Raw genomic sequence first — 13,538 nt, 5'->3', positions numbered from 1 at the left:
CCCGAGTGGGGGTGAACTCCCCCGACCACCCCTATTCCGGAAGGGGAATACCTTCAGGAAGCCCCTGGGAAGCAACGATGCTGAGCCGCTGAGTGGAGCGCGTCATCGCCACATAGAGCGCCGCAGCACCGCGGGAAATCTCGTCGACAATGCGCTGAGGTTCGACGACGACCACCGAGTCGAACTCGAGTCCCTTAGATTCGCGCGGCGTGAGCACAGCAATCGGCTTGTTCAGGCCGGCAGCGCCCTCGCCCACCTCTCCGGCGAAAGTCTGCTGCAGTGCATCCACAATGCTGCTCGTGAGCGAATCGCTGACGATGACCGCGAGAGTGCCGTCGCTGGAAATCGCTCGATCGGCACCGACAACGTCGCTAACGCGAGCACCCAGCTCGTAGGCCGACACCAGCGTGACATCGACGGGCCACTCACTCTGACGAACAGCACGCGACGGTGTGATCGAGACATCGTGGGCCAGTGCCACAGCTTCGGCCACTGCCACAATTTGTGATGGCGTGCGGTAGTTGACGGTGAGCTCTTCGAGACGCCAGTGGTCGCCTACATCTGCTGCGAGCGCAGCACCCCAGCTATTCGTCGCGGCAGCCGCACTGGCCTGAGCGACATCGCCCACAATCGTGAACGACTTGAGCGGGTTGCGGCGCGCAAGCAGCCGCCACTGCATGGGCGAGAGCTCTTGCGCTTCGTCGACGACAATATGGCCGTACGTCCACGAGCGGTCTGCCGCCGCCAGATCTGCCGTCGTTGCGCGTTCGGCGCTCGCTTCGAAGCCCTCGGCGAGAGTCTCTGCATCGATCATGCCTTCGACATCCATGTTGCGGATGGCCGCAGCCGCGTTTTCAACGTCACGCTTGCGCTGTTGCTTGCGCTCGCGCTCTGCTGCCGTCTGAGCCACATCGACTTCACCGAGTAACTCTGCCGCTTCGTCGAGTAGCGCAACGTCACTCACGGTGAATGGAGCGTCGCGCTCGCGACGCAGCAGGTCGCGCTCTTCGGGCGTCCAGCGGGGCGTGAGGCTGCGCAGCCAGCTGGGGCGGGCATAGAGATCGTTAATAAGCTTTTCGGGCGTCAGCGGCATCCACGCCGTGTTGAGCGCAACCTTAACGTCGTGCGCTGTGCGAATATCTTCGCGCAACCACTTCTGGTCAGCATCATCGATCGTGTTGCCGTGGGAGCGCAACTGGTCGGCGAGCAAACGACTGATTCCGGCGATCGCAGCCTTGTTGAACATCACCCGAGCGAGGTTATGGGGCTTGTGAGAGTCCCACGCCTTCTGCATCGCCGCACGGAGCAGGTCGGCGGGTACATCCAGAATCTCGCCGTTGATTTCCATACGCTGCGTTTCGGTCGGCACCACACGCCGCGAACGAACGGCGCGTTTGATGAGCTCCGCCATGTCGAGCGAGCCTTTGAGCCGCGCGACCACGTCGACATCTTCGCGGCGCGCATCAATTCCCGGGAACAGCTGGCCGAGACTCGCGAGTACGACACCTGTCTCGCCGAGCGAGGGCAGCACTGCTTCGATGTAGCGCAAGAACGAGCGCGAAGGCCCGACGATGAGCACACCGGATGCCGACAGCCGTTCTCGATGCGAGTACAGCAAGAACGCGGCGCGGTGAAGCGCGACCGCCGTCTTGCCCGTTCCCGGCCCACCCTGCACGACGAGAGCACCGCGAAGCTCGGAACGGATGATGGCGTCTTGCTCTGCCTGGATCGTTGCCACGATGTCGCCCATGCGACCCGTGCGCTCGGCGGTGAGACTCGCCATGAGTGCCGCTTCGCCCTGAAGGGAAGCAGCATCAGTTTCGAGAAGTTCAGAGTCGAAGATTTCGTCGTCGATGCGAACGATGTCGCGGCCGTTACTCTGCAGGTGCCGGCGCGCTCGGGCACCGAGTGGCGTCGCGGCGGTCGCTTGATAAAACGCGCGTGCTTGAGGAACTCGCCAGTCGAGCAGCAGCGGGCGCTGGTCTTCGTCCCGCAAACCAATGCGACCGATGTACCGAACGGGGCGCTCGGCGGTGCCTTCAGAATCACTCTCGCCCTCGCTTTCGGCATCCACTTCGAGTTCGAGTCGACCGAACGCTAGTCGCTCGTCAATCTCGCGCAGCTGGCCGATGCGATCTTCGTAAATGCGAGCGAAAGCGTCGCGCTCAGAGCGGTTTTGGTGAGTACCACCCGGCGCGCTCCGGCGCACGGATTCCAGCTGCTCTTGCGCAGCATTGCGCAGTCCATCCAGCCGGCGATAGAGGCCGTGGACGTACGCCCGTTCGCGTTCAAGCTCACTCGATGACATCCGGTGTCCTCTCCAAATTGCGACCTTCAATCGTACGCTCTTTTTGACTATAAATTCGACGCTTAACTCTTGCGCTCGGCGCAACTCAGTGGCACGCTGAAGTCAGTTAAAACTCATCGCTCACCAGAGTCGCAGGCAGTGCCGCACCGGTGGGCGATGAGTCTGTTAACGGGGATGAGTCTGTTAGCGGGGTTTTCTCCTCTAGCTTGTGGTCGGCAACTCCCCGACGGCCGTGATCACCCCCGAATTGAGGCTGCTGCCGGCGGCCCCCACGCCCTACGATTGTCGGATGCTGCGTTCCATCGACTATTCCGGATTGATTTATCCGGTGAATCCCCACGACGTCGCAGCGTTCAAGACATCCCGGCGAGACCATTTCGGATACTCGACGCTTCGCCTCATGGGCACGACCGTGCTGGTCGCCAGCGGCATCGCCTTCCTCATTTTCGTCGTGAGCGGCCCGATCCTCAGCGCTCTCGGAAGCTCGCTTCTCGCGGCGTTCGTCAATGGCGAGGGCGCCGCTGCCCTGCCCTCACTCTTCATCACGCTCGCGGTCGCGTTCGCGTTCCTCTCTGTGATTGGTGGCAGCATCTACGTCGCCGTACGGAGTTGGCGCAGAAGCGGCGGTCCCTGGCAGCGCTTTTATCGCATGAACAAATTTGCGGAGGACAACGAGCTGAGCTTTACCCCGCTCGATTACGACAGCCCCTACCCCGGGCTCATTTTCTCTCAGGGCGACAGTCGCACTATTCGTCACCGCTTCACCAGTGCAGCGGGCCGGACGCTCGACTACGGCAACTTTGAATACTCGACCGGCTCAGGCAAAAGTAAAAGCACGCACAAGTGGGGATTTCTAGCGCTTGAGCTCGATCGGGCTCTCCCCCACATGGTGTTGGATGCCGCCGCCAATAATCAGCTGTTCGGTGTGACCAATTTGCCGCAAGCGTTCGCGAAGAATCAGGTGTTGAAGCTTGAGGGGGATTTCAATTCTCACTTCACGCTTTACTGCCCCACTGCTTACGAACGTGACGCTCTCTACGTTTTCACTCCCGATCTCATGGCGTTACTGATCGACAAGGCAGCACCCTTCGATGTCGAAGTAGTCGACAAGTGGCTTTTGGTGTACTCGCCGAAACCCTTCGACCTTCTCGACCCCGCTGTTCATCGTCGACTCCTCGGGATCGCCGACACCGTAGGCACCAAGGCTCTTCGTCAGTCACGCAACTACGCTGACGACACCATCGGTGATCGAAGCGTGAACCTTGTAGCACCCCGCGGCCAGCGCCTGAGAAGAGGGATTCCGCAAGCGACTCTGATCACCGCTGCCGTGTTCGCTCTCATCTTCGGAGCCCAACTCTTGCTCAGGATGACGGGCTAACGCCCAGCCCCACGGCGGCCGCCAGCGACCGCGAGCTATCGCGGTGTGCCGGTGAGAGCCTGGCGTGCTTCCACGATCGCGCCCAGCAAGACCGCTTCATCGGCGATAGCCCCGATCTGATCGCGGCCAGTAATAATGCGCTGGCGAGCGAAAGCAAGCCGGGTGGCTTCTTGGATGTACACCTTCATTACCGCCCGCTTGTTGTTGCGCGCTGCCCAAGCCAAAGCCTGACGACGACCTGCGGGCGTAGCCAACACGGCGACTTCATCCTGATTGAACCACCCAGCGTTTGCGTACTCGGCGAGACGGTCGAACGTCATCCGCGCTTCTTGACGACGCAGGTACACGACGATCACGATTGCCACAATGAACAGCGGGAACTGCACAATCGCGTAGTAACCGAAGAAGTCGTTCACGAAAAACAGCGCACCGTTCCACAGCGCATGAAGTGCGATCGCTAACGCGAGGCCCACCGCGAAAACGCCGACGGCGCGCGCATTACTGCGCGATCGTACTGCTAGCCCCAGAGCGATGCCGGTGCACGCTGTGAACATCACGTGCGCGAATGGCGACATGAGACCGCGAACAAGGAACATTTGCAGGATGCTCGAGCCGCTGCCATCAAGGCTCACAAGCTCTGAACCGAAGTAGAGGATGTTTTCGGTGAAGGCGAAACCACCGGCAATCCAGGCCGCATAAACAAGCCCATCGACCGGTCCATCGAAGTGACGCCGAGCGACCCAGAAGATCACCAAAATGCCGAGTGCTTTGCCTGCCTCCTCCACGATCGGGGCTTGGATGGCGGCGGAGAAGAAGTCGTACGCCGGGCCAGGGCCACCGAGAGCGTTGATGACGTTGTCAATCTCCGCTCCGATGATGAGAGCAAGCAGCACCGCAACGCCGGCTCCCCAAAGAAACGCGAAGATCACAGCGAGACGAGGTTCGGGCTCCCACCGGTCGATCCAGCGCACCGCAAAGAACACCACAGCAAGCGGCACGATAGCTAAGACGCCGCCGAGCGCGAAAGCATCCGTTCCGATTCCGGAGATCACGTAGACAACGACGAAGAGCAAGACGAACGACAGAGCGATGACGCCCAGGATGCCCAAGATCAGCAGCCCCGGCCCCCGTGGTTGTGGCACGTGCGGCGGCAACTGATGCTGTTGAGCATCGCGAGCGATATCAGCGGATGCCGCGGTGGGGCTCGGCGCCGATCGCCCCGCTGCCGCCGTGTAGTCAGGAGTCACGGAAGAAGAATCGCTCGCGGTCATGCCATCGAGACTAGCGTGCAGGCGCTGCGACCTTTGTCGTTACTTGGTGCCCTCTTGCTGCTCGCGAAGGATGCTGAGCGCACGATTGACGCGATCGCCCAGGCCGGCGACACGCTTCTTCGACGATCGCTCCGCCTCCACAATCAAACTCATAAGCTCACCGCGATACACGTCTTGAGTCGAGCGAACCGACATTGCAAGCGCGAGCGAAGCTTGAGCGGCCACGACGCCAATCGCTGCGCTCACAACGAGGGCAGCACAAGCCAGCGCAACGACGACACCCGAGAGAGCACCCTGTGCCGTGCCGACCACGGCCGTAATAACGAACGCGATTGCGAGTACCGGCGCGATAAGCCGATGTGGCGTGCGCACGCTCAGCTGTAACGCTGCCGACACCGTGGCGGCATCCGCGGCACGATGCGCCTTGGCGGCGTTATCGATAGCGGTCACTCGAGTTCGGAACTCGTCGACTTGGTCCTGATGGATGCGCAAGCCCGCCGATTCGATGAGTTCGTCGCGTACGAGGCGGTAGCTATCGGCGGGTGGTCGCACGATCACTACCGCGATGATCGCGACGATAACGACGGCCACGACTACCGTGCCGAGAGCAAGCAGGATCGCGGCGGGCGTCTGAGCAGGTTCTGCAAAAAATAGCCGGGTGCTCCAGTCGGCAGAGATCGTGAGCGCCACGACCGCCAGTCCTGCGAGAGGAACCGTCCACGCGACGGGGTGCAGGCGCAACCGAGTGCGAACACCGCGAGCCAGTCGCAAGTGATCGAAGCGTGCTGTCGCGTAGTCGGCGACTTGCGCTGACAAGGCAACAAGCCAGAGTGCGGCCACGACGGTAAGGGCTGTCCACGAAGATTCCACGCTGCGACTGTAGTCGCTTCCCCACTTTTCCGACGAGACTTTGTGCCGATGCTGCGTGGAATCACGGTGCGGTGGTGTCCGATTTCCGCTGGTCAGTGCGCTGCACGAGTGGCAGAGTGAGAGCATGTTCTCCCCCGCCCTCAGCTTCGACGAGCAATACCGCGCACTCTGTTCACGAGACGCGCGTTTCGACGGGCAGTTCATTGCGGGCGTGCACTCTACGGGAATCTATTGCCGCCCCAGCTGCCCTGCCGTGGCTCCGAAACCACGCAATGTGCGCTTTTATCGCACCGCGGCCGCCGCCCACGAAGCCGGGCTCCGCGCCTGCAAACGGTGCCAACCAGATGCCGTGCCGGGGTCGCCGGAATGGAACCTCAACGATGATCTGGCTTCGCGCGCCATGCGCCTCATCGCTGACGGAGTCGTCGAGCGCGACGGCGTCGAGGGCCTCGCCACTCGACTCGGCTACACGAGCCGCCACCTCACTCGGGTGCTCACCGCCGAGCTCGGAGCCGGTCCTCTCGCCCTCGCGCGTGCTCACCGCGCTCAAGCCGCCCGCACGCTGCTGGGTGCGACCGAGCTGAGTATCTCTGACGTCGCCTTCGCTGCCGGATTCTCGAGCATCCGACAGTTCAACGACACTATTCAGGCCGTGTACGAGACCACACCGAGCCAATTGCGAACCCTCGCTCGTCGCGGAGCAGCCGCTCATCCGCACACCTCCCCCGAGCGCCCCTCAGCCCTCACGCTACGGTTGCCCACACGGGCACCATTCGACGGCGCTGGCCTCATGACATTTTTCGCGAATCACGCGGTCGCCGGCATCGAGACCGCCACCGCTACGAGCCTGGAACGCGCCATCCGCCTGCCGGGTGGGGTTGCCCAGGTGCGACTCGAACTCGGCGATCAGAGCATCACGTGTATCGCTCAGCTCGCCAGAATTTCGGATGTCGCACCGCTCGTCGCCCGCGTGCGTCGCCTCTTCGACCTCGACGCCGACTCACTCGCGATCGACGAGGCGCTCAGCACCGACCCTGCCCTGGCCCCCTCTGTAGCGCAGGTGCCCGGAATACGGCTGCCGGGCAGCGTCGACACCGAGGAGACACTGTTCCGCACCCTCCTCGGGCAGCAGATCTCGGTCGCCGCCGCACGCACTGTGCACGCTCGGGTGGTTGCAGAGCTAGGACACGACGGACTGTTCCCGACCGCAGCAGTGCTCGCGACATCCGGAGCCGAGGTTTTGCGCGGCCCCACGGCTCGTATTGCGAGCATTCTCGGTGTTGCCGAAGCGCTTGCGTCGGGCGCGTTAGAGCTTGACGTCTCCACCCCTGTCGATGAATTCACAGCAAAGCTCGTCGCTATGCCCGGAATCGGCCCGTGGACGGCGGGCTACCTGGCGATGCGCGTGCTCGGAAGCTCCGACATCATGCTCAGCAGTGACCTCGTCGTGCGCCAAGGCGCTGGGGAGTTGGGGCTTCCCGCTACCGCGACAGCGCTCACTCAGTACTCTCGTCAGTGGGCCCCGTGGCGCAGCTACGCGTGCATGCACTTGTGGCGATCACGGCCGCTCTAGGTAGAGCAGAACACAACGTCACCGTAGGCTGGACCTATGAACGTCAGACTCTTGATCCTCGGTTTCGGTATCGCTGTCGGATACGTCGTTGGCGCGCGCGCTGGCCGTGAACGTTACGACCAGATGAAGGGCAAAGCCACCGCAGTGTGGGAGAGCCCTCGTGTCACAAAGGCGCGCACTGCCGCCGAAGACTACGCCCGCACGCAGGCCCCCATTCTTCGCGATAAAGCCGAAGCGGTAGCTAAAGCCACCCCCGGTTTCGTTGTCGAGAAAGCAAAAGACGTCGCCGAGAACACCCGTGAATTCGCCGAGACTGCGCGCACCACGGCGAAGGACTTGGCCGATAACGCCGAGAAATCCGCACGAGACTTTGCCGAGAGCGCCCGGGAGACGGCGAAGGGGCTCGCTGGTAACGCCAAAGAGTCGGCGAAAGAGATCGCTGATCGCGCGTCCGCCACCGCTCGCGGCGCCGTCGGCCGGGTCAGCGAGACCGCCGAAGACGTGCGAGAGAACGCGAACAAAGAACTAGCTGAGCTTCGCGAGCGCGGCGAGAGCGCCATCGACCGGGCCTTCACGACCGCGGGCAAGGCACGCGACGAAGCGCTTGCGTCGCTCGACGACGAGGATGACGACGACTTCGACGAGCGCCCGACGACGTAACGTCGCCGCCCACGGGCTCCCCGAACAACGAAACCCGGTTCCTCTCGCTGAGAGGAACCGGGTTTTTCGCGTGCGCGTTGACTACTTGTTCTCTTCTTCCAGCCAAGGAAGAGAGATTGCTGCGGTCATGGGCGAGACGCCGCTGAGCCGCTCCGGAGTCAGCACGCGGGCGACGTCTTCTTGTTTCATGAGGCCGGCTGAGACCACGAGTTGCGCGATAGACGCATTCGTCGTGAGCGCAGTATGGGCAAGGTTCGCTGCTGCTGCGTAGCCGATGTACGGGGTCAGCGCGGTAACGACGCCGACGCTCGACTCCACCTGTGCCGCGAGGCGCTCTTCGTTAGCAGTGATGCCGTCGATGCAGTTCACGCGCAGGGTGCGGCACGCATTCGTCATCCACATGACCGATTGCAGGATCGAGTGGGCAATGACGGGCTCGAAAGCGTTGAGTTGCAACTGGCCGCCTTCAGCCGCGGCGGTGACCGTGGCATCTGCACCAATAACGCTGAACGCAACCTGGTTGACGACCTCGGGGATGACCGGGTTGACCTTGCCGGGCATGATCGATGATCCCGCCTGCTTAGCCGGCAAGTTGATTTCACCAAAGCCAGCCTGTGGTCCGCTCGAGAGTAAACGGAGGTCGTTGCAGATCTTCGAGAGCTTGACCGCGGAGCGCTTGAGAACGCTACTGAGCGTCATGAAGATTCCCACGTCGCTCGTAGCCTCAATGAGGTCGAACGCCGTCTTCATCTCAATGCCGGTGGCCTCGGTGAGGTGACGGCGCACGGCTTCCGCGTAACGCGAATCGGCCGTGATACCGGTACCGATCGCGGTTGCGCCCATATTGATTTCGCTCATGAACGGCAGCACCTCAGTGAGGCGCTCATAGTCCTCTTCGAGAGTGTGGGAGAAGCCCGTGAACTCTTGGCCCAGAGTCATAGGTACGGCATCTTGCATTTGAGTACGGCCGATTTTGAGGATGTTGACGAACTCGCGACCCTTGGCGCCAAACGATTCAGACAGCATCTGATGTTCAACGAGCAGACGCTGAACACCGAAGACCATTGCAAGCTTGATCGCCGTGGGGTACACGTCATTCGTGCTCTGGCTGCGGTTGACATCATCGATGGGATGCAAGAACGAGTACTCGCCCTTGCTGTGGCCCAAAATTTCCAGAGCACGGTTCGCGATTACTTCGTTCGCGTTCATGTTGGTGGAGGTACCAGCGCCGCCCTGAATGACGCCGACGCAGAACTCTGCGTGCAGGGCACCGTCGAGAATCTCTTGACATGCTGTGTCGATGGCGTGGGCCTTGCGCGATTCGAGCACGCCGAGCTCAGCGTTAGCGCGCGCTGCTGCCTGCTTGATATGCGCGAGCGCACGAACGAGGTCGGGGTAAACAGAGATAGCGCGACGGGTGATCGGAAAGTTTTGCATCGCGCGAAGCGTGTGCACCCCCCAATACGCGTCTACTGGAACCTCAAGCGAACCGAGTGAATCGGATTCGATACGGGTAGCGGTGTTCTGCAAAGAGGCGTTGCTCAACTCTTTTTCTCATCTCCGTTGATTTGCGGCGCAATACACAGTCACTGTGATCACGCCTCAAGTGTACGCTCGCGCACCGGGAGACTTGAAGGAAAAGCCGTGGTTAGAAAGTCATTTCTTAACGAATGATCTATTCCTTAATAGCGTCGCGAAGCAGCGATGACAGCGCCTGCAGCTGGATGTTCGCCTCGGCCACGACATCCTCATCAGAACCGTCGAGAGCGCGCGCGGCGAGGCCAGCCTTGCTATCGATGAGTTCGGCGATTCGAGCGTCGATGGTGTGAGCGGCGATGATGCGCCAGGCCGTCACGGGGAGCTCTTGACCAATGCGGTGCACGCGGTCGATTGCCTGAGTCTGCTCCGCGTTCGTCCAACTCAACTCAGCAAGCACGACGTTGGATGCCGCCTGCAGGTTGAGCCCGACACCAGCGGCTGTGAGCGAAGCCACCACAACCGAGACCTCAGGATCGTTCGCGAACGAGTCGATTGCGTTCTGACGAGCCTTGGCGCTCTGGTCACCACGGATCGAGACCGCCTTGAGACCGACCTTCGCGAAGTGCGCCTCGGCGGTATCCATGACATCGATGTGCTTGGCAAAGAACACAACCTTGCCTACCGAACGGGCGAGCTGCGCAGTGTAGTCCGCGGCCAGCGTTGCCTTGGCCTGACCGATACGGCGCACCATCGTGAAGACATTCTCACCGGTGGTGGCACTCTTTGACTCTTCGAGTTCGGCGTGGGCGACAACACGGATGAGGTCTTCGACAGCCACATCTGGCTTGAGCTTACGAACGCGAGTGAAGCGATCGACCAGTCGCGCGGTGAGGGCCTGCTCGGCGGCACGAATCGATCGACCGAGGTCGTTATCGAGTTCGACCGGAATGTCGGCCACACGTCGCGCAGGAATGTCGGCGGCAACGTCGACCTTCTTGCGGCGCACAATACCCATATCGATAACGGCACGACGCGCTTCGGAGAAAAAGCCGGGGTCGGCCGGAGTGAGGTCAGCATCTTCGAGTTTCGACATGAGCGGAGCGAGCGGCTTGGTACCGTCGATCCAGCCCAAGAACTGCCAGATGGCTCGGAAGTCTTCGATCGAGTTGATCAGCGGAGTTCCCGTGAGCGCCATGAGCAGCGCCTTCGGGTACGTCGCGCGGATATTCTGCGACAGGCTCAAGACGTGCTTGGACCGTTCAGATTTGAGGTTCTTAATAAAGTGGGCTTCGTCAACGACCATGCCCTTGAACCCAAAGCGGCCGAGCCAACCCACGTGACGATCGAGAACTTCGTAGTTCACAATCACGACATCGCTAAAGGCATCGACGGTGTCTCCATCGCCGTGAACGACAGTGGCGCTGCGGCCAGGAGTCCACAATTCGACTTCGCGTTCCCAGTTGGTCTTCACAACGTTGGGCACTACGACGAGCAACGGGTAGGAGTTGGAGGCTTCGGCAGCCATCAGCGCCTGAGCGGTCTTGCCGAGTCCAGGCTCATCGGCGAGCAAGAAGGTGCGGTGACCCTGCTTGACAACTTCCACAAAGCGCGCTTGGTGGCGCATGAGTTCAAGGTCTCCGCGCGTACGCAGCGATTCGGCCTCGGGCAGTTCCATGGAGGCAGCGCCGCCGCCGGAGCCGTGCTCGAACGCTCGGAACAGGGGGTCGATGAGCTCCCAGTTGGCCAAACGATTGTTGTGCTCGGGCTTAGGCGCAATCGCGCTGAAGTCGGGAGCCAAGAATGGGTTCGCCATCTGCATCTGACGAACGGATGCCGGCACGACCTGCTTGTCGACCTGCTTATCGACGGCCTTGGGCTCCTCAGCAATGATCAGTTCATCAGGGCTGAGTTCTACACCGGCGGCGATGAGGAGGTCACGGCGCAGCGCCTTGGCTGCGGGAGTGATCGGTGCGGCCTCCCCCAGCATCGAGAGCAAGCTCGTGTCACGAGCAGCCGTCTTTGCGAGGATGCCCGCGAGGCCATCAAGGCGCTTCTGTTCGTTGGCACGCTCGGATTCGGTGAGCGTGGCATCCGTTTTTACGCGGGCACGCTCTTCTCGTAGCAACAGTGCTGCGACTTGGAAGCGTGCTCGGTTAGTCGGCTTGAGCGGGCCCTTTTGAACGGCAGTCTCGACCTCGCGCGCGGCACGGGCCAATACGGGGATAACTCCCGTGTCATCGCCGGGACGGGCGCGGCGACGTTGGGTACTGCCTTGGCGCTGACCCGAGTTTTTGGATCGTTTATTGCGCTGCGAGGACTCGGTCTGTGACGAGTTGGTCAATTATTCTCCTGGCGCTAAGCAAGCGGCTCAGTAGCGGGTACGACGACTCAGAGATGTAGAACGAGCAGATGTTGCCACGAAGGTAACTTCATTTGAACGACAACTTCCACTCGAGGGAGCCAGACCCAACTGCGATGCGATTGGTGGTCTCAAGGGATGCGTTATCTAGTGTACGCAGAAATAGTGGCGAGCGCGCTACTGCAGCGAATTAACCTCGGCTTGTGGCATCGGTGACGCGCGCGCCGACTCCCACCGCGATGAACACCAGGGCCGCGGTGTAGTGCAATCCCGCGAAGAGCTGGGGGTCAGCGATAGCAATCGGCACGATCGGGTTCCAGAGAATTGCAATCGGAATGAGACCGATTGCCCACCACCATTGACGCGCCTGCCACACCAAAACCACAGTGATGAGAGCGAGGATGCTGACGACGTACCGCACAATCGTGAAGATCTCGGTGCCGATGACGCCGGCACCCACCAACAACACCAGAACGGCCAGGATTGCCGCGGGCAATGCAACACGGCGGGGACGATTCGGGTACGTTGCGCTCACGCTGTCGAATATACCCGTCTGCTGATGCTGGGCTTCGCACGCGCGAACGACGAGGCCATGACCGCTGCGTCTTCGGCCCTGCGGCTCCACCCCTGCGACCGCGGCCCTGAGCCGTCAGCGGAGTACGCGACAGCAGTGACATCGTCACCACCGCTGCCATGAACGACACCATGATGACCAAGAATGGGACAGCGGAACCGTAATCGCCATCGATCAGCGCGATACCGTAGACGATCGACACGATCACGGCGACGACCGAAACGAGCAAGGGAAGGTAATTGCGCGCACTCAGCTTCTGCCGGTAGCCGTTCGGCGCGAGCGCGGAGTTCTCCGCCGTCACAATTGAGTACATCTTCTTGCTGAGCTTGGAATCCGTCTTCTTCATGTCCCGGATGGCGCCATGCTGCAGCGACTGCCCGAAGAGCGCGCGCAGGATCTCCAGCTCGCACCCCGTCACGCCGGTGGGGTCCATCAATTCGAGACGGTAGGTGGTTCCCGAGGAGAAAAAGCCCTTCGATTCCTCTTCGAGAATGCGCAGCTTGCCGCGCACGGCGAAGTCCAGAATTTGAGCGGCAACCGCTTTGGGACGCTTCTTGATCACGAGCGCGGCGGTGACCACCGAGACATCGCGTGGGGGCGAATACTCCGCAATGATCGTGGGGCGGCCCCCGTCATCCGCTAGCTTGGACCGTCGGATGCGGATAGCCCAGATCACTGCAGCGATCGCACCGATGAAACCCAGCGGCTGGCCGTAGCCTGCAGCTGACCCGAAGTAGGAACTGTCACGGGGAACGAACGTGCCGGGCTCGAACCCGAAGGCCACGGTGACGTTCTGCCCTCGCTGCAGCATCGCCTGCGTTGCCACGTACGTGTCGTCATCCAGCGCGACAATCTCGCAGCGCTCGGTGGATCGTTCGATTCCCCAGTAGCAGTCGGGTGCCACGCTGAGGGCGTCGCTCAGGCCTTCGCCCAGATGAATCGTGGCCGTGAGAGAGCCGAACGGCTGATTCCACCCCGTGCCATTGGTATCCCAGTAGAACTCGTCGGCGCCCGTATCGGCCGCGAACCGGGTCACATTTGATCGCGTGTACGTGAAGACATAGGT

Annotated in this window: 9 protein-coding genes and 1 pseudogene; 3 read left to right on the top strand and 7 right to left on the bottom strand. The window is 61.6% G+C overall.

The genetic code is table 11. From position 1 onward, the window contains the following. Positions 1-31 precede the first annotated feature (31 nt). A complete protein-coding gene (locus I6E58_RS13660) occupies positions 32-2,308 on the bottom strand; it encodes a UvrD-helicase domain-containing protein (RefSeq protein WP_197134746.1) in 2,277 nt (758 codons plus the stop codon). A gap of 289 nt (positions 2,309-2,597) precedes the next feature. Here I6E58_RS13660 and I6E58_RS13655 point away from each other — a divergent pair, with 289 nt between their 5' ends. Next, positions 2,598-3,686, top strand: a complete 1,089-nt coding sequence (locus I6E58_RS13655; protein WP_197134743.1) for a hypothetical protein — start codon at positions 2,598-2,600, stop codon at positions 3,684-3,686. A 35-nt stretch (positions 3,687-3,721) separates the two neighbouring features. On the opposite strand, the gene I6E58_RS13650 is transcribed toward I6E58_RS13655, so the two are convergent. Continuing rightward, entirely contained in the window at positions 3,722-4,957 is a 1,236-nt protein-coding gene (locus I6E58_RS13650) for a PrsW family intramembrane metalloprotease (RefSeq protein WP_197134740.1), read from the bottom strand. 39 nt (positions 4,958-4,996) lie between these two features. Further along, positions 4,997-5,827, bottom strand: a complete 831-nt coding sequence (locus tag I6E58_RS13645; protein WP_197134736.1) for a hypothetical protein — start codon at positions 5,825-5,827, stop codon at positions 4,997-4,999. 124 nt (positions 5,828-5,951) lie between these two features. On the opposite strand from I6E58_RS13645, the gene I6E58_RS13640 reads away from it, so the two are divergent. Together I6E58_RS13640 and I6E58_RS13635 are read left to right on the top strand one after the other, a co-directional pair. Continuing rightward, a complete protein-coding gene (locus I6E58_RS13640; protein WP_197134733.1) occupies positions 5,952-7,400 on the top strand; it encodes an AlkA N-terminal domain-containing protein in 1,449 nt (482 codons plus the stop codon). A 36-nt stretch (positions 7,401-7,436) separates the two neighbouring features. Further along, positions 7,437-8,060, top strand: coding sequence for a protoporphyrinogen oxidase (locus I6E58_RS13635; RefSeq protein ID WP_197134730.1), 624 nt, complete (start codon positions 7,437-7,439; stop codon positions 8,058-8,060). 81 nt (positions 8,061-8,141) lie between these two features. Here I6E58_RS13635 and I6E58_RS13630 read toward each other — a convergent pair whose 3' ends face one another. The 4 genes and pseudogenes from I6E58_RS13630 to I6E58_RS14245 form a co-directional block, all read right to left on the bottom strand. Beyond that, complete coding sequence (locus tag I6E58_RS13630) at positions 8,142-9,605, bottom strand: aspartate ammonia-lyase (RefSeq protein WP_129071035.1); 1,464 nt, start codon at positions 9,603-9,605, stop codon at positions 8,142-8,144. Between the two features lie 130 nt (positions 9,606-9,735). After that, positions 9,736-11,880: a DEAD/DEAH box helicase gene (locus I6E58_RS13625; RefSeq protein WP_129071036.1), complete on the bottom strand. Its 2,145-nt coding sequence runs from the start codon at positions 11,878-11,880 to the stop codon at positions 9,736-9,738. Positions 11,881-12,088: 208 nt separating this feature from the next. Beyond that, a complete protein-coding gene (locus tag I6E58_RS14500) occupies positions 12,089-12,358 on the bottom strand; it encodes a DUF6804 family protein (protein ID WP_307842176.1) in 270 nt (89 codons plus the stop codon). 187 nt (positions 12,359-12,545) lie between these two features. Next, a pseudogene (locus I6E58_RS14245) lies at positions 12,546-13,532 on the bottom strand (DUF2207 domain-containing protein); the annotation flags it as partial. Between the last annotated feature and the right edge of the window lie 6 nt (positions 13,533-13,538).

Source organism: Salinibacterium sp. SWN1162 (assembly GCF_015864675.1).
Taxonomy (GTDB): Bacteria; Actinomycetota; Actinomycetes; order Actinomycetales; family Microbacteriaceae; genus Rhodoglobus.
Note: the sequence above shows the minus strand (reverse complement) of the source record. Positions and strands in the feature narration are given on the sequence as shown.